This window comes from Nocardioides sp. BP30 (genome assembly GCF_029873215.1).
In the GTDB taxonomy this organism is placed as follows: Bacteria; Actinomycetota; Actinomycetes; order Propionibacteriales; family Nocardioidaceae; genus Nocardioides.
The window spans coordinates 4,185,321-4,210,700 of the sequence record NZ_CP123620.1; the positions used below are offsets into that span (position 1 = coordinate 4,185,321).

Annotated in this window: 25 protein-coding genes and 2 tRNA genes; 12 read left to right on the plus strand and 15 right to left on the minus strand. The window is 69.5% G+C overall.

Annotation, left to right across the window (positions count from 1 at the left end; genetic code table 11):
- Positions 1-8 precede the first annotated feature (8 nt).
- From P5P86_RS19600 to P5P86_RS19610, 3 genes are all read right to left on the minus strand, one after another.
- On the minus strand, positions 9-1,427 hold the full coding sequence (locus P5P86_RS19600) for a hypothetical protein (RefSeq protein WP_280609130.1): 1,419 nt from the start codon (positions 1,425-1,427) through the stop codon (positions 9-11).
- 222 nt (positions 1,428-1,649) lie between these two features.
- Positions 1,650-2,996, minus strand: a complete 1,347-nt coding sequence (locus P5P86_RS19605) for a hypothetical protein (RefSeq protein ID WP_280609131.1) — start codon at positions 2,994-2,996, stop codon at positions 1,650-1,652.
- Positions 2,997-3,134: 138 nt separating this feature from the next.
- Positions 3,135-3,998, minus strand: a complete 864-nt coding sequence (locus P5P86_RS19610) for a site-specific integrase (protein WP_280609132.1) — start codon at positions 3,996-3,998, stop codon at positions 3,135-3,137.
- Between the two features lie 186 nt (positions 3,999-4,184).
- Here P5P86_RS19610 and P5P86_RS19615 point away from each other — a divergent pair, with 186 nt between their 5' ends.
- From P5P86_RS19615 to P5P86_RS19640, 6 genes are all read left to right on the plus strand, one after another.
- Positions 4,185-5,918: a hypothetical protein gene (locus P5P86_RS19615; protein WP_280609133.1), complete on the plus strand. Its 1,734-nt coding sequence runs from the start codon at positions 4,185-4,187 to the stop codon at positions 5,916-5,918.
- A gap of 142 nt (positions 5,919-6,060) precedes the next feature.
- The gene (locus P5P86_RS19620; protein WP_280609134.1) at positions 6,061-7,056 is read left to right on the plus strand and encodes a hypothetical protein; all 996 of its coding nucleotides are present in this window, start codon (positions 6,061-6,063) and stop codon (positions 7,054-7,056) included.
- Positions 7,057-7,354: 298 nt separating this feature from the next.
- Positions 7,355-8,320, plus strand: a complete 966-nt coding sequence (locus tag P5P86_RS19625) for a DUF4268 domain-containing protein (protein ID WP_280609135.1) — start codon at positions 7,355-7,357, stop codon at positions 8,318-8,320.
- A 104-nt stretch (positions 8,321-8,424) separates the two neighbouring features.
- Complete coding sequence (locus tag P5P86_RS19630; protein ID WP_280609136.1) at positions 8,425-8,766, plus strand: antibiotic biosynthesis monooxygenase family protein; 342 nt, start codon at positions 8,425-8,427, stop codon at positions 8,764-8,766.
- 196 nt (positions 8,767-8,962) lie between these two features.
- Positions 8,963-9,036 (plus strand) — tRNA-Lys (locus tag P5P86_RS19635).
- A gap of 67 nt (positions 9,037-9,103) precedes the next feature.
- Positions 9,104-9,910 (plus strand): hypothetical protein, encoded by an 807-nt coding sequence (locus tag P5P86_RS19640; RefSeq protein WP_280609137.1) that lies wholly within the window; start codon positions 9,104-9,106, stop codon positions 9,908-9,910.
- Positions 9,911-9,969: 59 nt separating this feature from the next.
- On the opposite strand, the gene P5P86_RS19645 is transcribed toward P5P86_RS19640, so the two are convergent.
- Positions 9,970-11,424, minus strand: coding sequence for an NAD(P)/FAD-dependent oxidoreductase (locus tag P5P86_RS19645; protein WP_280609138.1), 1,455 nt, complete (start codon positions 11,422-11,424; stop codon positions 9,970-9,972).
- Between the two features lie 194 nt (positions 11,425-11,618).
- On the opposite strand from P5P86_RS19645, the gene P5P86_RS19650 reads away from it, so the two are divergent.
- The 3 genes from P5P86_RS19650 to crcB all read left to right on the plus strand — a co-directional run bounded on the left by P5P86_RS19650 (position 11,619) and on the right by crcB (position 13,547).
- Positions 11,619-12,557 (plus strand): ATP-binding protein, encoded by a 939-nt coding sequence (locus P5P86_RS19650; RefSeq protein WP_280609139.1) that lies wholly within the window; start codon positions 11,619-11,621, stop codon positions 12,555-12,557.
- A gap of 103 nt (positions 12,558-12,660) precedes the next feature.
- Positions 12,661-13,188, plus strand: a complete 528-nt coding sequence (locus P5P86_RS19655; protein ID WP_280609140.1) for a fluoride efflux transporter FluC — start codon at positions 12,661-12,663, stop codon at positions 13,186-13,188.
- Positions 13,185-13,547, plus strand: coding sequence for a fluoride efflux transporter CrcB (gene crcB / locus P5P86_RS19660; protein ID WP_280609141.1), 363 nt, complete (start codon positions 13,185-13,187; stop codon positions 13,545-13,547). The genes P5P86_RS19655 and crcB overlap by 4 nt, the downstream gene beginning before the upstream one ends.
- Before the next feature lie 11 nt (positions 13,548-13,558).
- On the opposite strand, the gene P5P86_RS19665 is transcribed toward crcB, so the two are convergent.
- Positions 13,559-13,903, minus strand: coding sequence for a metallopeptidase family protein (locus P5P86_RS19665; RefSeq protein WP_280609142.1), 345 nt, complete (start codon positions 13,901-13,903; stop codon positions 13,559-13,561).
- A 144-nt stretch (positions 13,904-14,047) separates the two neighbouring features.
- Positions 14,048-14,124, minus strand: a tRNA-Asp gene (locus P5P86_RS19670).
- A 105-nt stretch (positions 14,125-14,229) separates the two neighbouring features.
- On the opposite strand from P5P86_RS19670, the gene P5P86_RS19675 reads away from it, so the two are divergent.
- Positions 14,230-15,096, plus strand: coding sequence for a carbohydrate kinase family protein (locus P5P86_RS19675; RefSeq protein WP_280609143.1), 867 nt, complete (start codon positions 14,230-14,232; stop codon positions 15,094-15,096).
- On the opposite strand, the gene P5P86_RS19680 is transcribed toward P5P86_RS19675, so the two are convergent.
- The 8 genes from P5P86_RS19680 to P5P86_RS19715 all read right to left on the minus strand — a co-directional run bounded on the left by P5P86_RS19680 (position 15,093) and on the right by P5P86_RS19715 (position 22,133).
- Positions 15,093-15,929, minus strand: a complete 837-nt coding sequence (locus P5P86_RS19680; protein WP_280609144.1) for an SDR family oxidoreductase — start codon at positions 15,927-15,929, stop codon at positions 15,093-15,095. The genes P5P86_RS19675 and P5P86_RS19680 overlap by 4 nt on opposite strands.
- A gap of 2 nt (positions 15,930-15,931) precedes the next feature.
- Positions 15,932-16,342 carry a TOBE domain-containing protein gene (locus P5P86_RS19685; protein WP_280609145.1) on the minus strand — a complete coding sequence of 137 codons (411 nt, stop codon included), beginning with the start codon at positions 16,340-16,342 and terminating at the stop codon, positions 15,932-15,934.
- A gap of 18 nt (positions 16,343-16,360) precedes the next feature.
- On the minus strand, positions 16,361-17,275 hold the full coding sequence (locus tag P5P86_RS19690; RefSeq protein WP_280609146.1) for an ATP-binding cassette domain-containing protein: 915 nt from the start codon (positions 17,273-17,275) through the stop codon (positions 16,361-16,363).
- Positions 17,272-17,988, minus strand: coding sequence for an ABC transporter permease (locus P5P86_RS19695; RefSeq protein ID WP_280609147.1), 717 nt, complete (start codon positions 17,986-17,988; stop codon positions 17,272-17,274). The genes P5P86_RS19690 and P5P86_RS19695 overlap by 4 nt, the downstream gene beginning before the upstream one ends.
- Positions 17,985-18,389 carry a DUF2149 domain-containing protein gene (locus P5P86_RS19700; protein WP_280609148.1) on the minus strand — a complete coding sequence of 135 codons (405 nt, stop codon included), beginning with the start codon at positions 18,387-18,389 and terminating at the stop codon, positions 17,985-17,987. Before P5P86_RS19700 ends, P5P86_RS19695 begins: the two co-directional genes overlap by 4 nt.
- Positions 18,386-19,057, minus strand: a complete 672-nt coding sequence (locus P5P86_RS19705; protein WP_280609149.1) for a MotA/TolQ/ExbB proton channel family protein — start codon at positions 19,055-19,057, stop codon at positions 18,386-18,388. Before P5P86_RS19705 ends, P5P86_RS19700 begins: the two co-directional genes overlap by 4 nt.
- Entirely contained in the window at positions 19,054-20,424 is a 1,371-nt protein-coding gene (locus P5P86_RS19710; protein WP_280609150.1) for a PKD domain-containing protein, read from the minus strand. The genes P5P86_RS19705 and P5P86_RS19710 overlap by 4 nt, the downstream gene beginning before the upstream one ends.
- A 62-nt stretch (positions 20,425-20,486) precedes the next feature.
- Positions 20,487-22,133 carry a substrate-binding domain-containing protein gene (locus tag P5P86_RS19715; protein ID WP_280609151.1) on the minus strand — a complete coding sequence of 549 codons (1,647 nt, stop codon included), beginning with the start codon at positions 22,131-22,133 and terminating at the stop codon, positions 20,487-20,489.
- 103 nt (positions 22,134-22,236) lie between these two features.
- On the opposite strand from P5P86_RS19715, the gene P5P86_RS19720 reads away from it, so the two are divergent.
- A complete protein-coding gene (locus P5P86_RS19720; protein WP_280609152.1) occupies positions 22,237-23,208 on the plus strand; it encodes a zinc-binding dehydrogenase in 972 nt (323 codons plus the stop codon).
- A gap of 20 nt (positions 23,209-23,228) precedes the next feature.
- Here P5P86_RS19720 and P5P86_RS19725 read toward each other — a convergent pair whose 3' ends face one another.
- Positions 23,229-23,999, minus strand: coding sequence for an SCO family protein (locus P5P86_RS19725; RefSeq protein ID WP_280609153.1), 771 nt, complete (start codon positions 23,997-23,999; stop codon positions 23,229-23,231).
- 173 nt (positions 24,000-24,172) lie between these two features.
- Between P5P86_RS19725 and nicT the strand changes: the two genes are divergently transcribed.
- Complete coding sequence (gene nicT, locus P5P86_RS19730; protein ID WP_280609154.1) at positions 24,173-25,336, plus strand: Nickel transporter NicT; 1,164 nt, start codon at positions 24,173-24,175, stop codon at positions 25,334-25,336.
- The last annotated feature ends 44 nt before the right edge of the window (positions 25,337-25,380 follow it).

Below are 25,380 nucleotides of genomic sequence, written 5' to 3' on the forward strand. Positions count from 1 at the left end.
GACTGAGGTCACGGCTTGGCGACGCGGCGAACAGCCGTCCGCGCCTCCTTGACCTGTGCCTCCAGGTCATCCAGGAGCGCCTCGACCTCACCGGCTACGTCCGCGAACTCGGGCACTGAGACCACACGCGACAACGCCTTGTTGGCCTTCACAACCGTTGTGTGGGCCTTGCGGAGCAGGGTCGCTGGGTCTGCAATCTTCTTCCCTGCGCTGAGCCGGTTCTCGTGGTCCTTGAGCACGTTTGCTGAGGTCGCTGCGAGCACCGAGATGACGTCGCCCGAGGACGCTTCCGTGCCACCGGAGAGTTCGACCTTGCCGAGTGGCCCCGCCTTGGTCGCTGCGAGCGCTAGGTCCAGGAGTGCCCGTGCATGGCTCCCGGTGCTCGGCTGCTCGTTGTCGCTGCCGAAGTCCAGCAGGTCCAGTCCGTCATCCACGTCGTCGGCGGCGGTGACGGCTGCTGGGGTAGTCACTGCATCCTCCGCCGAGGCGATGATTGCCTCCGCGACCTTGGTGCCAAGGTCTCCGGTGTCGGCGAGTGCGTCGAGCAGGTGGTCTTCAATCCACTCGGAGGTGATTCCTCGGAGGGCGTGCACGCCGTCGGAGGCCAGGAGATGGAGCGCCAGGTAGGACCGGAGAATCTCATCTCCTGCTTCCTTGTGCCCTTCGGCGTCTGCGGCGTCGACGCTGCTCAGTAGACTCTTCCAGTTTTCGCGCTGACCCTTCGCGCCGCCGAACGACTTGATGGGCAGCGGGGGCTCGGTCAGATGCCGAGCGCGGTCCATGAGGCGCAAGATGTTGAAGCCCTGCATGACGTAGGGAACAGTCGTGCGCTGCCGCGCCGCGATTTGTTGCTCCGTCATCCCGGCTTCGTGGTTGAGCGTCTGGTACATCATCAGTTCGCTCACCAAGTCGTAAGGGTCCTTGAGGTCCGGCTGCTTCTGCAGGACTGCTTCAAGGTCGTACAACTCGGACGGCGTGACATCGTCCGGCAAGACCGCAACCTTGATGGAGTCGACAGGCAACCGACCTTCGGCCAGCAGGTCACGCATGAGAATGCAACGCGTGTTGGCGTTGATGAGGACGCCAGAGCGCGTGATGACGCCAGGCTCGGCCTGACCTTGCTCATGCAGCGAGTTGCGCAACTCGCTCGCGTTGCTGTGCCCGCTTCGCACGAGGTCCGCGACGACCTTTTGGGCTCTGTCCGAGTCCGGGTCGTTGGCAACCAATTCCGCATCCGGGTGGTCGAGCAGGGCGGGGGCGATGCGGAAGGACTTCGTGTTGAGGACGGGCACCGACAAGGGCAGCCGGATTATGGGCAATGTCATCGGTCCTCGGCTGAGCGAAAACTCTCGTCGCTCGGCCTCGGGGTCGTCTTTGTGGACCGCGAGCGCTCGCTGAATCTGCTCTCGGCGTGATGCCTCAGTCACTAGTGCCTCGTCTCGTCGTCTCGCTTTGGCCGCGAGAACACCGCCCGACCGCCATCATTGAGCCGGTTGCCCGACAGGCGAAGTGGCTCGGCAACGTCCGGGCGTCGGCCTAGGGCGCTGTCGTACCTATCGACGGTTGCTCGCGTCAACCGTTGCTCACTCTAGGGAAGCCCTCCGACAGTTTCGGTGCTTTGAGGCAAGACCCGTGAGAACGGGCCTGCGTCATCCAGGCGTGCGCCGCAGAACCCGCACGTTGTTCTCGCGGCGCTGGGCTGCCCTCCATGCCTCTTCAGCGAGCGCGTTGTTGTAGAGCGCGAAGAGGTAGTAGTCGATGAGGCCACGCCTCCATCCGAGCGACATTGCCCGGTCGACGATGAGGGTGCGCTTGTAGTGGGAATGGACGGACTCGGCGTCGGAGCGGAGGCCTCGCAGACGCAGGGTGTCCGCGTCTCCTTCGGGGAACGCGCGTAGGGCCTCCGGACGGGGGTCGCCCTCGGTCTTCGCGTGCGGGTTGAGCCAGGTATCGAAGTCGCCTAGCGGGCAGTGGATGCGGTAGCCGAGGTTGAACCTGTAGGTACCTCCGCCGCTCCTAGCGCGTTTCACCGAGGTTCGCGCGGGAGTGGCGACGATGACGGGGTCACCGGTGTCGTCGAGGTCAATCTGCGCGACTGCGCCGTTGATGGCCGCGAGCGTGTGGTGGCACTCGGTGCCGCCGACGGTGTGGGTGGCGATGCCGAGTGGGATGGACGGCACGCGCCTGCCATCGGGTCCTCGGACAATGGAGGCGGTGGCGAGTTCGTCGTTGCTGTATGTGGGTTGCTTTGAAATCGTGAGCCATCCGTATCGGCGCATCACCTGGTCTATGTGGACGCCACGGAAGGCGCCGTCGTAGATGACGACCTGAACCCCGGCACCTGCCTCGCGATAGATGTCGCGGAGCAGGTCGACGGCGGCACCGGCTTCGCCGCCGGGGTGGTCGATGTGGCCCATGTGGAGCATGACCCGCCCGTAGGGGCCGGGAGCGCGGGTGTGCCATGCGACGTAGCCGTGCCCGAGGGCGGGTCCGGCGTGGCCGTGGTGGAGGGCGACGTCGGCGTCGTAGCGACGTCCGGGGTCGTCGACGAGTTCACCGGTGACCGGGTGGACGAACTTGGTGACTTTCGTGCCGTCATCTGCCGATACCTCTGCCTTCTTTGGTGGTCGGTACATGGGCCTGACGATGGTGCCGTCGCCGTAGATGGCTCGCAGGTGTGAGGGGTGAGTTAGGGAAGAGGGCCCGTTCGGGTCGAGCAGGCCGACCTCTCGGGCGAGAGCGACGGCGCGCGGTAGGTGGAGCCGCTGCAGGGTCGCGATTCCCTCATCCGTGGACAAGTGGTCGTCGCGGAGCCTGCGCCAGTGATGCCAACCCGGCGGCTTGCGCCCCGGGGGTGGCAGTTCCAGACCCTCCCTGCGAAGGGTCTGGTTGATTTCGTGGGTGACGAAGAGCCACATGTCTGGCTCCATGAGGTCGGTCTCGACCCGGACGGTGGAGCGGGCGACCCTCCCGAGAACGGCGAACAGCAGCGTCACATAGGCGGGGCTTGAGCGGGGACGACCGACGAGCGACTCGGGCTCGAGTTCGGCCCCGAGTTCGTAGATGGCTCGATGTCTCAGGACTGCCCTGATGCGAGCACGACTGGACGCGTAACGAATCGACGGCGACATCTCTCACCGCCAGTCCAGTGCGATGTCTTCGGCACACGTGTCGAGGGTGCGGGCTCCCATCCGACGGGCTACACGCTCTAAGGGCATCCCCTGGTCGAAGAGCCTTCGGCCCGCCCAGTTGCGCACCGACCCAGGACGGACGTCGGACTGGTCGGCAAGCCCGGCGGAGTCGAGGACGGCGGCGATGGCGTTCGAGATGGAGGCTTGGGCGGTCGCCTGTCCCGGTGTCCCCTTGCCGCGATAAGTCAGCAACGTCGTCGCCGACGCCCCGCCCGCCGATAGGAGTTCGAGTTGGCGTTTGACCATGACGGCTCCCCAGTCGCTCAGTTCACCCACGCGCGGGTCGGTGCGACGAGTGCCCGGAAGTTCCACCCAACGTGGGTCAGCGGGGTTGTCGATATCGCAGACGCGGATGGCCGATATCTCGCTGGTGATGGCCGTGGCTTCCGCGAGTGCCCAGCAGACCGCGCGCTGAAGGGACGTCCCCCCAGCCTGGCCCAGCCGGGTCGCTGCCCGGCAGAGCGTGACCTCAGGGCCGGTCAGCGGACGTGCTGCACGGCCCGTACGCGGCGGAAGGTCGAGGTCCAGCGTCGGGTCCCCAACCGCGTAACCGATATCGCGCCACGTGCGGAACAGCATCCGCACCGCTACCCGGCGGGCGTGTCGGGTCGTCAATTCCGGCGGTGTGCCGTGCTTGGTCACGGCGTCGATGAACGCCACGCAGTCAGCAGCAGTGATGTCTTCGGCCCGTCGAACCTTCGTGACGGCGAGACGGTTGGCGAACCGGCGGACCGTCTCGGTGGTCCGGACCAGGGTCTGGTCACTGAATTCGCCTTCGGCCTGCCACAACAGCAGCGCGGCGGTCACTTGGCTCGATAGTTGGGCCGATAGAGGAGGGTTCGGCTTCGCACGGGACGTCGACATGACGGGACGTTAGCGTCGACTCTGGACACTTCAAGACGTCTCTGACCTGCGAGAACGCCGTTCGGAGGGATGCGGAACACCCGCCGCGACGGCGTCCGTCGCCTTCTGGGTGTAAACACGCCGATACCCGTGCGTATGCCGTACAGCGAAAGCACCCGCCCCTACGCCGATATGAGTGACCGCGACCGCGTGAAGGCGCTCTTCGCCTATCCGTGGTTCAGAGCCATCCGCCACCCTGCGTTCGCCCACACGGTCGACACAACGGCCCCCGGACGTCCGGCGGAGTATCCGCCGCTACTCCAATTCATGTTGGTTTGCCTGGCTCGCGCCTACGGCAGTCAGAACGCCGCCTTGCGGGCCTTGAACCGTGACGGACTGTGGCAGGTCGCGTGCGACCGGTACCGGACGCTGGTGCGCCAAGACGTCGACCTGCCCGCCGCACCGCCCACTCCAGCACAGATGGACGGCTACATCCACCGTCACTTCGGGACGGCGGCACTCGTGTGCATGCCGAAGCCCGAGCAGGCACGACGGGACGACAACGCCGAGCGAACCGTCGCTTGCAAGCCGGGATGGGAGGTACGTACCGTCTGGAGCCCGAACGACGAGTCCCTAAGCCTGCTGAGGTCAGAGTTCATGGTGGCTGCCCTCAGCCAAGCATCCAAGCAGGGGATGCTGCCGACCGACTTCGGCGACGTCGACTTCGCCAACCCCGACCCGCGCTTCGTCTTCTTCGGCGACGGCACGTGGCTCAAGCCCTTCAGCGAGGCAACTCTCGTCCTGCTTCCCGGTGGAGAAAAGCACGTAAGCAAGAGCCGAGCCCAGCGGGGCCGCCACCGCCTCCCTGACCTGTGCCGCACAGGAAAGGTCGACGAGAAGGAGGTGCTCGGCATCTGCAACATCTTCATCGGGATGTGGACTTCGGCGGGTCGCATCGTCGTGATGGCTGACCAGACCATCGGCTCCGAAACCCCCAAGGCGATGGCCATGCTCCGTTCCCTCATCGCCGCCCTCCAGGACCGAGTCCATGTCATCGTGTGGGACCGAGCACTCTCGGGTTCGGAACTGCACGAGGTGATGGCAACCCACCGCACGATGATTCTGACCAAGCCCATCGCTCGCAGCCGTAACAGCATCTACAGCGACGGTGAAACGGCCCTCGACCTCTCCGAGGAAGCGGCGCTCACTCTCCACAAGGACAGCAAGTGCCTCCCTCTCGGTACCAGCATCCACACCAAAGACGGGAAGAAGAAGAGGGTGCGGTCCAAGTTCCACCGCTTCACCCAGGTTCCTGATGAGATTCGCAAGTGTCGTCGCCTGCACGACCTCTGGGTGGACGGCAACGCACTGTGGGATGTCTACGAAGACCCGACCGATGGGCACCGCTACAAGTCCACGGTCACCCGGTGCATCCGTGCCGTGCCGCAACCTGCAGCCACGCTCCACAACGAGGAATTCGGCATCGTGTGGGAGGTGCCCCACGAGATGCAGTTGCCATGCCAGGAAGCGCCGGGCGGTGTCCACGAGTTCGTTGCGCTCCACCGCCCCGTGGACCTGATGCGGGGCCGTCCCGCGAGCGGACCGCAGAAGTCCATGTACGACCTGCGACCAATCGGAACCGCAGACGAGCGGTTCTGGACGACCTACAACCTCCGCAACAACGCCGAGAGCCTCAACTCCGCCTACAAGCGGACCTTCGGGAACAAGGACCACGCGATGCGTCTGCGCGGCCACGAGCAGATGGTCGACCAAATTGCCTTCTCGTTCCTCACGAACGCCATGACATGGCACAACGACCGCCGCCAGAAGCGCGATGCTCGCTCAGTCGCGCCTGTTGGAGCGACTTCACTTCTGAAGTCCTGAAACCAGTGCACGAGCACTCCGAGAAGGCCGGGCCCTGCGGGCCCGGCCTTCTGCGTCTCTCTGGCAGAAAAATGGGCCGATACCCCTCGGGTCAATCAAAAGTCGGCCCGAAACTTATCGGGCATTGCTACCGGAGAAACCCATGCCTACGAGCAACACCACCCTCACCGCCTGCCCCGTCGACCTCGCCACCGCGTTCAGCGACACCCTCGGCTGGTGGGACCAGTACGACGCCCTTGTGGACCTCGACCTGGGTGCCGTCCTCGAAGACGTCCGCGCCGTCGCCTCCGGTAGCGCCACCGTCGGCGACCTCCACGCCAACGCAACCACCATCATCCAGCGCGTCAGCGGAGCCAGGAGCCTGAACCAATTCACCAGCGCCGAAGCCGCGAACGCCCTTCATGCCTCCCGCAACGTCCTCGCTGCTTTCATGTTGGCCAGCCACGTCCTCTACGGCAGCGACGCACACGCCACCTACAAACTGCTGCAGACGCTGCCCACGCTCGCTCCCCGCCACGGCGGCAAGGCGCGACCAGCGCACGACGACGAAATCCTGCTGACCCGAACAGCCGCCATGCACTCTCTGAGGCGCGGAGGCGGTTACCCCAGGACTGCCGTTCAATACGCCGTCGCCGAGTCCGGGGCACATCCCGTCGAGACCACCGCTGTCCGTCCGACTGACTTCGACAGCCTCACCGTGCCGACGACGGTCTACCTGGACGGCCCGTCCAGGTGGTACCGCGCCCGGACGGTGCCACTGACCGCCTTCGCGCGGCACGTCGTGCGAGAAGGCATCAACGCCCACCTCGCCGCCGACAGGCACGGTCACCAGTCCCGGATGTGCTTCACCGGCACGACTGCCGGGTCGGCCTCGGCATCGTCGACCAACTGCCTCAAGCATCTCGCCGAACGCGTCGGCATCACCGCGCCGTCCCTCGAAGGCTCCTACGCCATGCGCTGGCGAGCACACAAGGAGATGCGGGACAACGGCGTCGGCGCGGCACTTCAACTGCTCGGCAAGGGAAGGCCTGAAAGCGACCGCCAACGCCTCAGCGACTTCCTCAACCTGCCCGCCGAAGCCACCGCCGTCGAACTCGAAGACGACTACTACGAAATCGACGACCTCCGCGCCTTCTGACGGGCAGGACAACCCAGCGACAACCACCGGACGGACCCGAGGCAAGCGCGCATCACTTCTTGGACGTTGGTAGCCAGGGTGGTCGAACCCTTCCTCAGAACCGTGCCTCCGTCACGGCCTGCGCCGCTCCGATGCCTACACGCATCGGAGCGGCGCCGGGAGTCCGCCATCGCTGTAACTCGCGGGGAGCCAGGCCCCGCACCTCCAGCACCATTTGCTCGGTCAGTAGGAGCGAAAGCGCTCCTGCTCTAGGAACGAACCCCCTCCAACACGTCAGCCCAACTGCCAAGATGCGTTCATGGCGACGACACCGACTGCCTTGGGCCGCATTCAGACGGTAGAACCGCGCAGCGTGTGGCCTCACGAAGCCCACGACTTCACGCCGTGGCTGCTCGGCAACGTCGACGTGCTCGCCGACCTCCTGGGCATGAACCTGGTCCTCGAAGCCGCTGAACATCCCGTCGGAGACTTCTCCCTCGACCTCGTAGGACGCAACGAAGACACCGGTGAACGCGTCATCGTGGAGAACCAACTCGAAGTGTCCGACCACACCCACCTCGGACAAATCCTGACCTACGCCGCAGGCACCGACCCCGCCAACATCGTCTGGATAGCAACCGGATTCCGGCCCGAACACCGCGCCGCCATCGACTGGCTCAATTCCCGCACCGACGAACACACTCGCTTCTTCGGCGTCCAGATTGAAGTCGTCCGCATCGGCGACTCCATGCCCGCCCCGGCCTTCAAACTCGTCGCCCAACCCAATGACTGGGAGAAGGCAGCCAAGACCGCGACCGCCGGAGAACTGTCCGCTCGCGACAGCCTCTACTGGGAGTTCTGGGACCAATACCGCCGCCGTGTCATCGCCGAACACCCCGGCTGGACGTCCTCGGCAGGCTCCACGAAGTCCGCCTGGTTCGGCATGTCCGCCGGAGCACCCGGAGTGAACTGGATATCCGTCTTCACCCGCGCAGGCCTCGCCGTCCAACTCGAATTCACCCGGTTCGACGAAGCCACCAACGACGCCCGCTTCCAAGCCCTCCAGCGCCACCAAGCGGCCCTCGAAGCAGCCTACGGCGCACCCCTCGTCTGGGACGCCGTCGAAGGCCGCAAGGCCCGCAAGGTCGTCGCGCTCAACGAGGGCTACAAAGACGTCGCCGACCGCGAGCAGTGGACCGCATGGATTGACTGGCTCATCGACACCCAAGCCCGATTCCGAGCCGCCTACGACCACGTCGGTGGCTCAGCCACGTTTCAAGGCTGAAGCGTTGACCGACCGCCACCGACGCCACGACTTCTGGGAGCAAGCGGCAGGCACCGAAGGGGCTCCGTGTCCGGCTGGCACCGGGAGCGCCTAGTCTCACGACAGTGACGAGCGGCATCGCGGCAACCCCGGAACCGCCCTACGTGGCCGTCATCTTCACGAATCTCCGCACGAATGTGGACGACGGCTACGAAGAGACCGCAGCCGAGATGGAGGCACTCGCCGCCCAACAACCCGGCTACCTCGGACACGAAGGAGCACGGGACGGCGTCGGCATCACAGTCTCCTACTGGACCGACGAGGCTGCGGCGCTCGGCTGGAAGGCCGTCGTCGAGCACATGACCGCGCAGCAGCGCGGGCGGCAAGACTGGTACACCGACTACACGACGCGAATCGCGACGGTGCACCGCGCCTACACCAAGGCCACGTCGACCTTCCCGCGTTGAGCAGCCGCTCGCAGCAGCATCTGTGCCGGGCGCAGCCACCGGCACACGGCTGCGGCTCTACGACCGCCCTCTCCGCATCCGGCCAGATGTCGGGCGGTTCCTCACCTGAGCAGCCAGCCCACTACCCTTCTGCGCAAGGGGTTCGTTTAGTGGAGGGTTCCGTACAGGGTTCCGCCAATTAAAGAGTGGAACCCCCGCCCCGTTAGCTCAGTTGGTTAGAGCAGCGGACTTTTAATCCGCGGGTCGTCGGTTCGAGCCCGACACGGGGTACGGCGGCGCTGGCGTGCCTGCGGCGATGTGCGGATCGCTCGCGCGGGAGCCCTCTAGGCTGACCGACATGGGTGATCTGGGGGGATCCGAGCCGGCGACCGACCTCTTCGACCAGTGGCTGGCCCACCACGAGGGCCGCGCGCTCGAGCCGGACCGCGCGCCGACCGAGCTGCCCGAGTCGACCGAGCAGATCGAGCAGTTCGAGCAGGCCGCCGATCCCGAGCCGGTCGAGACTCGGACCGACCCCGAGACCGACCCCGAGACCGAGCCCGCGCCCGAGCGGGTCGAGCAGTCATCGCACCGTCCGACCCACCTGGCAGCGACCGATCCGGCAGCCGCCACCGACCTGCCCGACCAGCACCTGGCGGCCGCGAGCGTGGTGGCGGAGCTGGCGGCCGTTGTGCCGCAGCAGCCCGAGGCCACCACGCCGGAGCGTCGGCCGGTCCTGCCGCACACCATCTTCTTCAAGCCGCGACGAGGCACCGAGCGGCTGCTCGGCGTGCTGCTGGTCCTGTTCCTGGCACTGACCGCCGCCGCCGCGGTCTGGGCGTGGAGCGACCGGACATACCTGAGCTACGGCGTCGCCGGCGTGCTCGCCGTGCTCACCGCGATCGTGTGGGCGACCCGCACCGGCGCGAGCCCCACCCGTCTGACCCTGCGCGGCAGCGAGCTGGAGATCATCCGCAACGGCAGCCGCGCCCTGTTCGACCTGGCCGGGCCGCAGACGGTGATCGAGATGCGCGGTGAGCCGGGCGAGCGGCGTTGGAAGGTGCTGATCCAGCGGCGCTCGATGAGCCCGTACGTCATCGACGGCTCGATGGTCGACCCCGGCGAGATGACCCAGGTGCTGCGCTACTTCCGGCCGGAGATCTAGCTCGGGAGCGGCGACGCCCCGGCTGCCAGGGCAACCGGGGCGTCCGACGGCGCGGGAACTCAGCTGGCGGCGACCCCGCGCTCGTGTGCGTCGGTGAGCCGGGTCTCCTCGGCGGCCTGCGCCTCGAGCTCGGCACGGCGCTTCTCGAGCTGGGCGTCCATCTCGCCGGGATCGGAGACCAGGCCGGCGGCGCCGCCGTCGACCGTCTCCAGCGCCCGCCGCGCGAAGACCTGCTGCATCGTGGTGGTGCGCTCGCTGCGGTCACGGCCGACGAAGGAGGTGAACCATGCCAGCGTGGTCGTGACCCGGTTGGCGAAGCCGGTGAGGTAGGCCAGGTGGACGAAGAGCCACATCATCCAGGCGATGAAGCCGGTGAAGTGCAGCTTGCCGACGGTCGCGACCGCCTTGAACCGGCTGATGGTGGCCATCGAGCCCTTGTCGAAGTACTTGAACTCCGTCGGCCGCGGCTTGCCCGCGAGGTCGGCCTTGATCGCCTTGGCGGCGAACTTGCCGCCCTGCATCGCGACCTGCGCGACACCGGGCAGGTGCTTGAGGTTGATCATGTCGCCGACGACGAAGACCTCGGGGTGGCCGGGCAGGGTGAGGTCGTCGTTCACGGCGATCCGGCCTGCGCGGTCGAGCTCGGCGCCGCTCTGCTCCGCGAGCGTCTTGCCCAGGGACGAGGCCTGCACGCCCGCCGCCCAGATCTTGGCGACCGCCTCGATCCGCTGGACCGAGCCGTCCTTGAACTTCATCTCCAGGCCGCGCTCGTCGACGGCGGTGACCATGCCGCCGAGGATGACCTCGACGCCCGTCTTCTCCAGCGCCTTCTGGCTCCAGGCTCCGAGCTTCTCGCCGAACGGCGGCAGCACCTGCGGCGCGGCGTCGACCAGGACCACCCGAGCCTTGCGGCTGTTGATGTAGCGGAAGTCGGACTTGAGCGTACGGCGAGCGAGCTCGGCGATCTGGCCGGCCATCTCGACGCCGGTCGGGCCGGCTCCCACGACCACGAAGGTCAGGAGGTGGTCGACGTTCTCGCCACGGGCGGCGCCGATCTCGGCCAGCTCGAAGGCGCCGAAGATGCGACCGCGCAGCTCGAGCGCGTCGTCGATCGACTTCATGCCCGGCGCGAACTCGGCGAACTGGTCGTTGCCGAAGTAGGACTGCCCGGCGCCGGCGGCCACGATCAGCGAGTCGTAGGGGGTGACGGTCGAGCGCCCGAGGACCTCGCTGGTCACGGTCTTGGCCGTGAGGTCGATGTCGGTGACCTCGCCCATCAGGACGGAGGTGTTCTGCTGCCGGTGCAGCACGTCGCGGGTCGCGGGCGCGATCTCGCCCTGGGACAGGATGCCGGTGGCGACCTGGTAGAGCAGGGGCTGGAAGAGGTGGTGGGTGGTCTTGGCGATCATCGTGACCTCGGCGTCAGCGCGCTTCAGTGCCTTCGCGCTGAAGAGGCCGCCAAAGCCTGAGCCGATGATGACGACCTTGTGCTTGCCTGACTGACTGGCGGTCATGCCAATCCTCTCCTCAGAAGATGACCGATTGGATCGTTCAAGACCTATTCTCGCGCGATCCTTCCCTGGCTTCCAGTCGGGGTACCCATCTCACTGGTCACATCCCCCTGTGGAATAAATAACTCGTTTCGTCGGCGCCTCGCGGGGGTAAGAGGCGGCAAGATCGCTCTTGACCCCCTCCAGGAGAATGAATCGTGCCCCTCACCCGCCCTGCCCTGACGCTGGCTCGTGGGCCCCGCGGCGTTCAGGATGCCAGGCGCTGGGTGGTGCAGGCATGCCTCGACATCGGGCGGCCCGACCTCGTCGAGTGCGCCGAGCTCGGGGTCTCCGAGCTGGTCACCAACGCGGTCCTGCACGGTGCCGACCCGATCCAGGTCCGGGTCCGCGGCACGCGGGAGCACCCGCGGGTGGAGGTCCGCGACGCCTCGGTGGAACGCCCCATCCTGCCCGGCCCTCTCGGCCTGGACCCCGACGACGACCTGCTGCTGACCTTCGGTCGCGGCCTGTCCATCGTCGCCCGCAGCTCGGACGCCTGGGGCGCCGAGATCGAGACCGACGGCAAGGTGGTCTGGTTCGCCCCCGCCTCGGAGCTGGCCGAGGGTGACGGCGTCGAGGGCGTCGTCAACGGCCCGGCGAGCGGCGAGATCGTCCCGGAGATCGAGGATCCGGTCGAGGTGCGGGTGCTCGGCGTGCCGCTACGGCTCTACGTCGGCTTCCAGCAGCACTTCCGCGAGCTGCGCCGCGAGGTACGGCTGCTCGCGATCGCGCACGAGGCCGACTATCCACTGGCCAAGAGCCTCTCCGACCTGTTCGGCACGCTCGAGCGACAGCTGCGCGACGGCATCGGGCTCAGCGACCTGGAGGGCGCGCTCGCCCACCAGGCCGAGATCGCCGACCTGTCCGTGCGGATGCCGCGCGAGGCGGCGACGACGCTGCGCACCTTCGTGGAGCTGCTCGACGTGGCCGACGAGTTCTGCCGCCAGGAGCGGCTGCTCTCGCTGGCGCGCACCGAGGAGCAGCGGGAGTTCCAGCGGTGGTTCCTCGGCGAGTACATCCGGCAGGCGGCCGGCGCCCTGCCCGAGCCATGGGTCGAGCCGGATCTGCAGCGGGCCGACCTGCGCGCCGTACGTTAGGATCGGCTCCCGATGGCGGTGGGGCTCGCCGACAACCGCGACCGAGGTCGGTCGCCAACAGTCCCTACCTGACGATGTCGTCCCAGGTAGGAGGAGTGTTGCCGTGACACCGCCCGAGCGTGTCGAGGATCCCGATCGGGTCGATCCCGCCGTCGACTGCGACGTCGAGCTGGCCGAGCGGCCCGCGCCGCACCCGGGGCAGCTCCTGCGCGAGCACGTCCCGCTCCTCCCGGCGATAGCGGTCGGCGGCGCGATCGGCAGCCTCGCCCGGTACGGCGTGGCCGAGGCGGTGCCGCACACCGCCCGGGAGTTCGCCTGGGCGACGCTCGCCACCAACCTCACCGGTGCCCTCCTGCTCGGGGTGCTGATGGCGCTGATGCTCACCGTCTGGTCCCACACCCGCTACGTCCGGCCGTTCCTCGGCGTGGGTGTGCTCGGCGGGTACACCACGTTCTCGACCTACGAGCTCGACACCCGGGGCCTGCTGGCCGCGGGGCATCCGGCCGAAGCGCTCGGGTACGTCGGGGCCACCGTGGCACTCGGTCTGGTCGCCGTCCTCGCCGGCCTCGCGGGGGGACGGCTGCTGATCGGGCGCCGGGCGGGCGGCCGTGGACCGGAGACGGCCCCGTGACGGTCCTCCTGGTGCTGCTGGGCGGAGCGATCGGTGCCCCGACCCGCTACCTCACCGACCTCGTCGTGCAGTCACGCCACGACACCGCGCTGCCCTGGGGGACGATCAGCGTCAACGTGGTCGGCTCGTTCGTGCTCGGGTCGATCGCCGGACTGGCGTCCGGCTCCGGCCCCGCCTGGGTGCTCACCCTGGTCGGCACCGGCTTCTGCGGTGCCTTGACGACCTTCTCGACGTTCTCCTACGAGACCGTGCGACTGGCCGAGGCGCGGCGCTGGGGAGCGGCAGCGGCGAACGTCGCCGTCTCGCTCGTGCTCGGACTCCTCGCCGTCGCGCTCGGTTGGCGGCTCGGCACGCTCTGAGGGTGCGCCCGCTAGGCCCAGCCGAGCTCGTGCAGACGGGCGTCGTCGAGGCCGAAGTGGTGGCCCAGCTCGTGCACCACCGTCACCCGCACCTCGCGCACCAGCTCCGCCTCCGTGCGGCAGTAGTCCAGCAGCGGACGGCGGTAGAGGAAGATCCGGTCCGGCAGGTACCCGGCCGCATCGAGCCCGAGCGTGCTGCCGTCGTACAGGCCCAGCAGGTCCTGTGCCTCCCCCGGCGGCGGCTCCTCCTCGACCAGCACGACCAGGTTGTGCACCAGCGCCGCGAGCTCGTCCGGGATGGCGTCCAGGGCGTCGTCGACCAGCTCCTCGAAGCGCTCGGGGCTGACGTCGACCACTGCTGCAACCTATCGGCCGTGTGGCTGGAGTGCCGCCGCGCGCGGCCGAGGACGACGTCTGCCCGCGCAGACGCGCCCGAGCCAGCGAGAAGGACGACAGAAAAGCCCTCCGATCTGCGTTTCCGCAGCTCAGAGGGCTTTCGCTGGCGACCCCGACGGGACTTGAACCCGCGGCCTCCGCCGTGACAGGGCGGCGCGCTAACCAACTGCGCTACGGGGCCTTGGCGCTCCGTGCCGCGAGGCCTCGCGACCGGAACGAGAGAAACATATCCCACCGCTCGCGGAGATACCCAATCGGGGCCATCGCGTCCTGTCAGGATCGCTGCATGCGAGGTTCGGACGCCCTGGTCGTGGGCGAGGCCCTGGTCGACATCGTGACCGCCCCCGACGGTACGACGACGCAGCACCCGGGCGGGAGCGCCGCGAACGTCGCGGTGGCGCTCGCCCGGCTCGGCAGGCCGGTCCGGTTCGCGACAGCGCTCGCCGACGACGCCCACGGGCGCCTCCTCGTCCAGCACCTGACCGCCGACGGGGTACGGCTGATCGGCGAGCCGCAGCGCCTGGCCCGGACCTCGACAGCGCACGCGACGCTGGCTCCCGACGGCTCCGCGCGCTACGACTTCGACCTGGACTGGCGGCTCGGCGCGCTCGATCCGGGCCGGCCGCGGGTGCTGCACGTCTGCTCCCTGGGGGCGGTGCTGGCTCCGGGTGCCGATGCCGTCCTCGCCCTGCTGGAGGGCGTCGGTGCCGGCGTCCTCGTGTCCTACGACATCAACGTCCGACCCTCGATCACCGGCGCGGGCCCGGACCTCCTCGAACGGGTGGAGCGGGTCGTGCGGCGCGCCCACGTGGTCAAGGCCAGCGACGAGGACCTGCGGATCCTCCACCCCGACCGCGACCTCCTCAGCGCCGCCCAGCACCTGCTCGGCCTGGGTCCGCGGGCGGTGGTCGTCACCGAGGGCGCCGCCGGCGCGAGCTGGTTCTCCGCGTCGGGAGTGGTCCACGTCGCGGCCCCCGCGGTGACGGTCGTCGACACGATCGGAGCCGGGGACACCTTCTCGGCGGCGCTGCTCGACGCGCTGTGGGACGATCCCGACCGCGACCCCGGCGAGGTCCTGCGACACGCTGCCCGGGCGGCCGCCGTCACCGTCTCGCGGGCGGGTGCGAACCCGCCGTACGGCGACGAGCTCTAGCCGATGGCCTGCTCCAGGCTCCGGGCCGGGTGGCCGGTCAGGTCAGCGATCGCGGTGGAGACGCCGGCGAGCGAGCCGTCGGCGATGGCGAGGTAGGTCGACACCCAGGCGTCGACCTGCCAGTCCGGCGCACCGTAGCCGGCTCGCGAGGCGTAGGCCTCCTCGACCGTCTCGGCGTGATAGTCGATGGAGCGGCCCAGGGCCGCGCTGAGCCGTCTCGCCACCTCGTGGAGTGTGAGCGCCTCGGGACCGGTGAGCTCGTACGTCGACCCCGCATGCGCGGCGGGCTCGCGCAGCACCGCCACCGCGGCGTCGGCGATGTCGTCCTGCGCCACGGCAGCGACCGCACCGTCGCCGGCCGGACCCCGCAGCACGCCGTCCTCGCCGACCATCAGCGGCAGGAAGTCGGCGTAGAGGTTGTCGCGCAGGAGGGTGTACCGCATCCCGCTGGCGCGCAGGTGCTGCTCGGTCGCCCAGTGGTCGCGCGCCAGCGTGAACGTCGCGTCCGGCGCGGCACCGTAGAACGAGACGTAGACGAGGTGCTCGACCCCGGCGGCGGCCGCGGCGTCGACGAACGCCAGGTGCTGGCGCACGCGGTCCGGCGTCTCGGCAGCGGAGACCATCAGCACCGTCGCGGCGTCGGCGAGAGCGCGGCGCACCGCCGCAGGATCGTCGTACGACGCCTGTGCCACCTCGGCGCCGGCCAGTCGCGGCGCCCTGCCGGGGTCGCGCACGACCAGTCGCTGCGGCTGGTCGAGCTCGGCCAGCCGGCGAGCGACCCTGCCGCCGAGCCGGCCCGTCGCTCCGGTGACCACGATCGGCGCCGTACCCATGCTCACTCCCCGGCCGCCGGGGCGGCGAGGCGCGGCGCGTCGATCTCGACGATCACGTTGGTCGCCTTCACCACGGCGCTGGCCGCCACTCCCGGTTCGAGGCCGAGCTCGTCGGCTGCCTCCCGGCTCATCAAGGAGACCAGCCGGTAGTCGCCGCAGGCGAGCTCCACCTGGGCCATCACGCCGTCGCGGACCACCGAGGTGACCACCCCGGAGAGCCGGTTGCGCGCACTGGAGACGCGTTCCCGGCTGCGGGTCGCGGCCAGCAGCTCGGGCAGCCGGTCGGCGTCCAGCACCCGCTGGTTGCCCCGGCGCTCGAAGGTGATCCGGCCCTCCACCTCCCAGCGACGCAGCGTGTCGGGGCTGACGCCCAGTGCTTGACCGACCTCACCGATTCGCAGGTACTGCGCCATGGCGCCGAGCGTATCGGCTCAGCGGGGGAAGCGGACCCCTCCGAGGAGGGAGAACCGAGTCGCCGAGCCCTCCGCGACGGTCGAGGTCGGGTGCAGGGCGAACACCGTGCCGTGCGGCGTCACGAGCTCGATCCGGGCGCCATCCTCCAGCCTGGTCACCCGGCCCACCGTCGCCTCGATCTCGCCGTCCGGATCCAGCCGCACGTGCGCCGGCCGGGTGAGGACCAGGGTCTCGTCGAGGTCGAGGGCGCCGTCGAAGCCGAGGAAGCGGGCCACCTCGGGGGTGGGAGGCGCCTGCATCAGCGACTCGGGGTCCGCATCGGCCACGATCCGACCCGCCATCACGATCAGCACCCGGTCCGCGAGCGCCCACGCGTCCGCCCGGTCGTGGAGCACCACGACCACGGCGCCGGCGGCCTCGCGCAGCGTGGAGGCGGTGTCGGCGACCAGCGCGCGCTGGGTCTCCGGATCGAGCCCGGCGAACGGCTCGTCCAGCAGCAGCAGGTCCGCGCCGACGGCCACGCCGCGCGCCAGGTGGACCCGACGGCGCTCACCGCCGGAGAGCGCCGCGGCCGGCCGGCCGGCGAGGTGGTCGGCGCGCATCCTGCGCAGCGCGTCGATCGTCCGCTGGCGGCGCTCGGCACGCGGAACGCCGAACCACGCCTGGGCGAGATCGACGTTCGCCCGGACCGACCGGGACGCCAGCCCGGGCGTCTGCAGCACGGTGGCCACCCGCCCCTCCACCCGGCGCCGGCCGCGGGCCGGCAGCACACCGCCGATCGCCTCCAGCAAGGTGCTCTTACCGGCACCGTTGGGGCCGAGCACGGCGACGACCTCGCCGCGGCGTACGGAGAAGGAGACGTCGTCGACCACCACGCGGCCGCCCCGGCGCACCTCGAGACCGGCGAGAGTGAGGACGTCGTCCGCGCTCACGAGGACCGGCCCACCCGGCGCTGCGCACCGGCGTACTGGAGGACGGTGAGGATGGTGGTGACGATGAGGATCAGCCCCATCAGGAGGATGCCGATCGCGATGGCCTCCGCATAGCGTCCGGCGCCGACCTTCTCCAGCGCCGCAGAGGCGAGCGTCTGGGTGGAGTACTCGGCGTTCCCCCCGACGATCGCCACCGCACCGACCTCGGAGAGGCCCGATCCGATCGCTGCGATGATGGCCGCGAAGATCCCCACCCGCGCCTCGCGCAGGGCCAGCAGCGCGATCCGGTGGCGCCGGGCGCCGAACGCGCGTGCCTGCGCGATCAGGCCCGGCGCGATGTCGCTCACCGCCGAGGTCGTCAGCGCGATGATGATCGGGATCGCCAGGATGGTCTGGGCGAGGTAGACGCCCCGGAGCGTGAAGAGCAGGTGGTAGTGGGCCAGCGGTGCCGTCGGGAACATCAGGACGGCGAGCACCACGCCGACGATGACCGGCGGCAGACCAAGGCCGGCGTTCGCCAGGGTGACCAATACGCCACGGCCGGGGAAGCGGCCCAGGCCGAGCGTGAGGCCGATCGGCAGCCCGACCGCGAGACCGATGCCGGTGGAGATCGCACAGACCTTCAGCGTGACGTTGACCAGGCCCCACAGGTAGGGGTCATGGGACACGATCAGGTGCCAGGCCTGCTGCAGGCCCTGCCACAGGAAGCTCACGGTGTCGGCCCGGCGGTCGGCTGCCCGGTCGGCTGCCCGGTCGGCTGCCCGGTCGGCTGGGCGCCATCCCCGGCTGCGGCGCTCGGTACGACGTAGACGAGCCGCCCGTCGGAGAGCCGGTAGACCTCGCCGACCCGGGTGCCGCTGCCGATCACGCTGGCGCCGTCGCTGGGCACCGGGCCGGTGGTCTCGCCGGGCCGGATCGTGACCGCATCGGACGGCTCGGAGGTCGGCGTCAGACCGGACGTCGTGACCGCGCGGTCCAGGTGCAGCGAGGCGAGGGCGGCGAGCAGGAAGGCGAGCGAGAGCACGATGCCGAGGTCGAAGAGGTTGACCAGGCCGTCCAGCGGATCGCCGGCGCGGTCCTCGTAGCGGTGGGCGCGACGGCTGACCTTGATCACGACGCCGCCGGGGCGGGCGGGGCCGCCGGAGTCCCGGTCGTCGCGGCGGCGCTGTCGGTGAGGATGGCGGCGACGTACTCGAGGTCGGAGTAGTCCTGCCCGTAGAGCCGGTCGCGGAGCAGCGACAGCGCGAACGCGACGGCACCGACCAGGAGACCCAGCACGGTGATGCTGAAGGCGATCCGGAGGTTGTCGGTCAGCGCCGTCACGTCACCGTCGGCCAGGCCCTTGAGCGCCGGTGAGAGTGGGATCAGCGTTCCCATCAGACCCAGCGCCGGTCCGAAGCGCACCAGCAGCCGGGTGCGGGTCAGCCGGCTCTGGCAGGCGAAGTCGAAGTCGGCGAGCCGCTTGGCGATGCGCGGCTCGGCGTTGGGGACCCCGAGGTCGCCGACGATGTTGGTCAGCGCCTCCCCCATCGGCCGGCTCCAGGCCACCGGCACGAGCGCCGCGCGCGCGGCCTCCGTCTCACCGGCGTCGACTCTCGCCCGCGCCTCGGCGGCCGCGTCGGCCAACAGTGGGAAGCGACGCCGGCTCCGCTGAGCGGCCTCCACGGCGAACGCACCGGCCTCGTAGATCACGACGGCCAGGGCGACCAGCGCCAGCAGGACGACGGGCAGCTCCAGCGCGGCGGCGACCTTGAAGACGGCCCGGTAGATGTCGTCGCTCATGGGCGCATCCTGCCGGGTCCGCGCGCATGCAGTCCACGCGCCAGCCGTCCGGCGACCGCTCGCGCGTGCCGGGACTCGCGCAGGCCGCCGGCGGCGAACGCCAGCAGGCAGACGACCGTGGGCAGCACCCAGTCCGGCAGCGAGAACGGCGATCGTGCGGGGGTGGTCTGCCCGGCACGTGCGGCGGGCGCGGTGGCCGACACACCGGCCGCTGGAGCGGGTACGTCGGCGTCGGCCAGCAGGATGCCTGTCACCGGGACGCCGTCGACCGTCGGCTGCGCCGGTGACGTCGGGGAGGCGGTCGCCGTCGCGCTGGGGACCGTCGTCGTCCCTGAGGGCGGTGCGAGCAGGCCGCCGCTGGAGGATCCCGTGGCGGAGGTGGTGCCGGAGGCAGTGTCGGAGGTGGTGCCGGGGCTCGCGGTCGCACCCTGCGAGGGCGTCGAGGACACCTTGCCGCCGTGGTGCTTCCCGTTGCTCTTCGTCGGGCCGGTCGACGGGGCGCCCGGGTCCGGATCCTGGCCGCTGCCCGCCGGCGAGGACGGCGCCGCCGTCGGTGTGCTCTCGACGTCGATCGTGAGCGGTTCGGATCGGCCCGCCGAGCCGTCGTCCGCGCTGGCCTGGACCGACACGACGAAGGTGCCCTTGCTGTGCCAGGCGTGCGTCGGCCTGGCACCGGTGACCGGGGGCGTGCCGTCCCCGAAGTCCCAGCGGTAGGTCACCCCGGGCGGTGCGCTCTGCAGGTCGGCACCGAAGCCGACCGAGGCGCCGAGCTCGGGCTTGGTGGTGGCGGCGTGAATCGTCGGAGTGAGCCACGAGCCGGTGGTGTGGACGCGGATCACCAGCGGGCCCTGATCCGCGCTCAAGGGGATGTAGCCGTTGAGGTTGGGGTCGCTACCGAGGTTGACGTCGGAGGAATCCCGGAGCGGTCGGATGTAGCCGAAGCTGCCGCCGTCGGCGGAGTAGTAGACCGCCGGGGCCAGACCGTCCTCGAACCGGGTCTGCCCGGGCGCCGCCAGATCACCGGTGCGATATAGCGGGTGTGCCGCTCCGCTGGTGTCCAGGACCTCGGCATAGGTCACGGCTCCCGGCCGGAGCATGCTGCCAGCCTCGTCCGGGTCGGCGGTATGGGCGATCAAGGTGTTCAGGGACGGCCCGGTCACCGAGAGCGTCGATGGTTGGGAGTCCCGCGGCCCCTGCTTGTCGTACGCGACACCCTCGACATCCTTCAACGCCTTCAGGTCCTCGAAGTCGAAGCTCTGCGCTCCCGCCTTCCCGCTCTGGTCGTAGACGTCGATCTCGACGCATGCCTGGCTGGAGCAGCTGCCCGCCGCTTGCGCGGGCGCGCCCCCCGGCACCAGCCCGAACACGACGACCGCGAGCGCTGCCAGCCCGAACAGGTGGCGCGCCCGCGGTCGTGGATGCCTGGGGATCAGCGCACCGTCACCTTCTTGTTGGCGGTCTTGTCCGAGGTCGAGCCCTGCCCGTTGAGATAGACGACGTGGTAGCGCCACGTGCCCTTCTTGAGCTTGGCCTTGAGGTGGAAGGTCGAGGCGCCCACCCCGAGCTTCTTGGTCTTGACGACCTTCAGCCTATGACCCGGGTGCGAGGCGTAGAGCACCGCCGTCGCACCGAGGCCGGCGCGCGGCGCGATCGAGCCCTTGAGCACCAGGCGGTGGTTCTTCACCTTCGCCTTGTCGAGCTTGACCTTGCCCTCGACGGTGACGGTTCCACCGGTCGTCGCCCCGGCCGTCAGGGTCAGGCTCGTCGGCTGCAGGAGGTCGCCGAACGCGGGGTCGAGGGCGGCGTTCTCGATCTGGGTGATGGTTCCGGTCGCTAGCGAGTAGTTCGCGCTCGCCGTGGGGGTGTAGCTGATGGCGATGTGCCCGCTGGCGTCGGTGGTGCCGGTCGCCACGGTGATCGGCGCCGCGCTCGGCTCGCCGGCAGGCACCGAGCGCAGGGACACCTTCTGCCCGGCCAGGGCCGGCGTACCCGGCACGACGTTCTTCAGCGAGCCGCTCACGGTGATCGGCTTGCCGGCCTTCACCGAGGCCGGCAGCGCGTTCGCGCTCAGCCTCGGCGCGGCGTCCGGCAGGAAGGGAGCGTCGTTGGTGGAGTCGAGGTAGTTGCCGATCAACTTCTGCGCCGCCGGCGAGGTGATCCAGTTGAGGAAGGCCTGGGCCTCGTTCTGGTTGATCGCCGGGGTCGTCCCGGTGATCGCCGCCGGGTTGATGGCGTAGGCGTGGAACGAGTTGACGAGCAGGTTCGAGGAGCCTCGGACCACTACCTGGAGGTTGTGGACCGCGTTGGTGGAGGCGAGGTACTGGTAGGTCCCCCGGTCGGTGAACACGTAGCAGTCGTTCGCTCCGGACGACGGGCTGCAGGTGTCGGCGTACTCGATGTTGGCGGCCTGCTTCGCGCCGGTGGTGATGTACCAGGACGGATTGGCCGCGGTCGAGGGGCAGTCGCCGGTCGAGGTGGACGGCTTGGTCCCGCCGCCGTTCGCGGCGGAGACGGCGCAGGTGCTCACCCCGCTGGTCGCGGCCCAGATGGCGTGCGAGGCCACGTCGGTGCCCGAGCCGGTCTCCCGGGCGATGAGGTGGGCCCTGCCCGCCTGGCCGGCGGCCGCGAGCTTCTGGAACGCGTCGACCGGATCGGCATCCACGGCTCCCCCCGACATCACGCCGGCGGGGTCGCTGGCCGGCCCGAGCAGGACGAAGTCGCCCCAGAAGATCGCGCGGCCGTAGGGCTCGACGGAGTAGCCGTCCGCGACGAACTGGTTCTCCAGGCTGGCGGCGTGCACGATCAACGCACCGAACTGCCCGGTCTTGGCGTTGTCGATCGCCACCTGGGTCGCGCTGCCCTGGTAGGTGACCGTGTACTGCGGGTAGGCGGCCTCGAAGCCCGGCTTGAGCACCGCGGCGAACAGGTTCGAGTCGGAGACGTCGCTGGTGCCGGCCACGTTGAGGGTGTTGCCGGAGTCGGCCCGAGCCGGCGTGGGGGTCAGCGTCGCCACGGTCAGGGCCGAGGCGAGAGCGAGAGCCGTCGCGAGCACGCGACGCGTCAGTGGGGTACGCACTCTTGATGTATAGCAGGACGAATACTTAGAGAAAACCTAGGTTCCCCCGAGGGCTTGCCTTCTCCTGCTAGGCATGGGTCATCGCTTCGAAGGAAAGGGCATCATGCGCGCGCTCGTCCAGCACCGGTTCGGAGACCCCGCCGAGGAGCTCCACGTCGAGGAGGTCGAGACCCCGGTCCCCGGCCCGGGCCAGATCCTGGTCCGGATGGTGCTCTCGCCCATCCACAATCACGACCTGCTCACGGCGAGCGGCGACTACGGGTTCAAGCCGGATCTGCCGGCGCGTGCCGGCACCGAGGCGGTCGGCGTGGTCGAGGGCCTGGGAGACGGTGTCACCGGGCTCAGCGTCGGGCAGCGGGTGTCCATCGGCGGCGTCTTCGGTGCCTGGGCGGAGTACTTCGTCGTCGCCGCCGGCGCCGCCATCCCGGTGCCCGACGGGCTCCCGGACGAGGCGGCCGCGCAGCTGGTCGCGATGCCGTTCAGCGCTATCGCGCTGCTGGACTCGCTCGGCGTCGAGGCAGGTCAGTGGATCGCCCAGAACGCGGCGAACGGCGCCGTCGGTCGGATGCTCGCCCAGCTCGCCCACGCCCGCGGCGTCAACGTCGTCGGCCTGGTCCGTCGAGCGGCCGGGGTGCAGGAGCTCGCCGCCGCCGGCATCGGCGACGTGGTGGCCACCGACGCCGAGGGCTGGCAGGACGACGTACGCCGCATCACCGGCGGGGCGGACCTGGTCGCAGGTGTGGACTCGGTCGGTGGTCGCGCCAGCGGTGACCTGCTCGACCTGCTGGCCGAGCACGCCACCCTGGTCGTCTTCGGCGCGATGGGCTCCCAGCGGCTCGACCTCGCGCTCGGCGACGTCCTGTTCAAGCAGGTCACCGTCAAGGGCTTCTGGGGCGCCAAACTGAACCTGGACCCCTCCCGGCGGCAGGCGCTGTTCGCCGAGCTGCTCTCCCGGATCACCTCGGGCGAGATGCAGCTACCGGTCGAGCAGGTCTTCGACCTGGCGGACATCGCCGAGGCCGTCGCCGCCAGCCGCCGCCCGGGCCGCAACGGCAAGGTGCTCCTGCGCGGCTGAGGGGCTACCGGCTCACCGACTCACAGCGGCGTACCGAGGAGCCACGCGACGCCGTCGGTCGCCTGGCGGGCGGTCCACACCCCGTTCGCGTGCAGGTTCTTGCGGCCCTTGTCGCTGAGGAACGCCAGGATCTTCGCGGGCATGGCACCGCTCGGCGCTGTCGGCATGCCGTCCAGGATGTAGCGCTCGCGCTGGCGCTCGTCGAGGAAGAACACCTCGTCGGAGTGCTGGATGTCGTAGGTGAGCACGCGACCGGTGCGCCAGTTGCGCACCACGTCGTCCTGGGGGACCTTCTTCCAGAAGACGCCGAAGAACTTCCAGATGGCGTGCACGTCCGCCGCGGATCCCGTGAGGAGCACCCAGTTCGGGACGTCGGAGGAACCCTGCACGTACTGCTTGCGATAGGCGGCGAGCTGAGCCGGCGTGTCTCGCTTCGGATCCACTGTCAGGGTGATGAAGACGACGTTCTTCGCCGCTGCCGGGTGCTGGTCGGTCGCGCGGGCGGTCGCCAGCAGCGTCGCGGTGTCGATCGGGCACGTCTCCTGGCACAGCGTCATCGAGTCGGACAGGACGACCACCTTGCCGGCGAAGTCGGCCAGGTGACGGACGGCCCCCGTGCTGTCGGTCAGCGGAGCGTCGAGCAGGGCCCCCGGAACCGCCTGGTCCAGCCTCGTGCCGACATTGCGCGCCGGCGGCGCCACTGCTGGTGCGGTGGAGGAACCGCAGGCCGTGAGGAGCACCGCCAGGGTCAGACCGAGAACGGCGATGAGGGATCGGCGTGCGGAGGACACGCTTGCGAGGCTAGCCACCGGCCCAACCGGCCCGGACGCCGGGCGGAGGTGACATACCCCGTGCGGTCGGCGTACGGACCGGTGTTGCAAACTACTTGCAACAACGACATCCTGTCGTTTGTCCGCAGGTCGCCGCATCGGGCTGGCGACCGTCCACCTCGGAGGGAGTTCCCGTGGCGAACCAGGCGTCGGTGGTCGCGCAGCCCACGTTCGTCGAGCGGATCGGCGCGTTCCGTCGCAGCCTCACCACCGCCGACAAGCGCTCGCTCGCGGGGATGGCCGGCTTCATCGTGCTGCTCCACGTCGTCGGGTTCTTCGTGCTGTTCGCCCTGGTCTCACCGCACGGCTACCACCTAGGCGGCGACCACCCGGTGTTCACCGCGGGGGTGGGCGTGCTCGCCTACACCTTCGGCCTGCGGCACGCCTTCGACGCCGACCACATCGCCGCCGTCGACAACGCGACCCGCAAGCTCATCGCCGACAACCTGGCTCGCGAGGCGGCGGGCGTCGAGCCGGTGAAGAAGCCGCTCTCGCTCGGGTTCTGGTTCTCCCTGGGTCACTCCACGATCGTCTTCGCGCTCTCGTTCCTGCTCTCGATCGGCGTACGCGCCCTCGTCGGTCCCGTCGAGGACGACTCCTCCAAGCTGCACACCATCACCGGCGTGATCGGCCCCTCGGTCTCGGGCGTCTTCCTGTGGATCCTCGGCATCCTCAACCTCGCCGCGCTCGTGGGCATCATCAAGGTCTTCGGCCAGATGCGCCAGGGCAGGTACGACGAGGCGACCTTGGAGAAGCACCTCGACGCGCGCGGCTTCATGAACCGCTTCCTGGGCAAGCTGACCAAGACGATCACCAAGCCCTGGAACATCTACCCCATCGGCGTGCTCTTCGGCCTCGGCTTCGACACCGCCACCGAGGTGGGGCTGCTCGTGCTCGCCGGTGGCGCCGCCGCGTTCCACCTGCCGTTCTACGCCATCCTGGTGCTGCCGATCCTGTTCGCCGCCGGGATGTGCCTGATGGACACGGTCGACGGCGTGTTCATGAACGCCGCCTACGGCTGGGCCTTCGCCCGACCGGTCCGCAAGGTGTTCTACAACCTCACCATCACCAGCATCTCGGTGGTGGTCGCGCTGGTCATCGGCACCATCGAGCTCGTCGGCGTCCTCGCCGACCGTCTCTCCATCACCAACGGCCCGCTCGCCTGGATCGCCGGCATCAACCTCGACTACGCCGGCTACGCCATCGTGGCACTCTTCTTCGTCTCCTGGGCGGTGGCGATCTCGGTGTGGCACTTCGGCCGCATCGAGGAGCGCTGGCAGGTCAATCTGGCGGACTGAGGGCTCGGCCCCCGCGCACCGCTGTAACGCGGTGTCCGGTGCTC

Excerpts from the sequence above, each read along its gene's own strand:
- P5P86_RS19620 (WP_280609134.1), top strand. The coding sequence starts at position 6,061 with ATGCCTACGAGCAACACCACCCTCACCGCCTGCCCCGTCGACCTCGCC.
- P5P86_RS19625 (WP_280609135.1), top strand. The coding sequence starts at position 7,355 with ATGGCGACGACACCGACTGCCTTGGGCCGCATTCAGACGGTAGAACCG.
- P5P86_RS19640 (WP_280609137.1), top strand. The coding sequence starts at position 9,104 with ATGGGTGATCTGGGGGGATCCGAGCCGGCGACCGACCTCTTCGACCAG.
- P5P86_RS19645 (WP_280609138.1), bottom strand. The coding sequence starts at position 11,424 with ATGACCGCCAGTCAGTCAGGCAAGCACAAGGTCGTCATCATCGGCTCA.
- P5P86_RS19675 (WP_280609143.1), top strand. The coding sequence starts at position 14,230 with ATGCGAGGTTCGGACGCCCTGGTCGTGGGCGAGGCCCTGGTCGACATC.
- P5P86_RS19680 (WP_280609144.1), bottom strand. The coding sequence starts at position 15,929 with ATGGGTACGGCGCCGATCGTGGTCACCGGAGCGACGGGCCGGCTCGGC.
- P5P86_RS19685 (WP_280609145.1), bottom strand. The coding sequence starts at position 16,342 with ATGGCGCAGTACCTGCGAATCGGTGAGGTCGGTCAAGCACTGGGCGTC.
- P5P86_RS19705 (WP_280609149.1), bottom strand. The coding sequence starts at position 19,057 with ATGAGCGACGACATCTACCGGGCCGTCTTCAAGGTCGCCGCCGCGCTG.
- P5P86_RS19720 (WP_280609152.1), top strand. The coding sequence starts at position 22,237 with ATGCGCGCGCTCGTCCAGCACCGGTTCGGAGACCCCGCCGAGGAGCTC.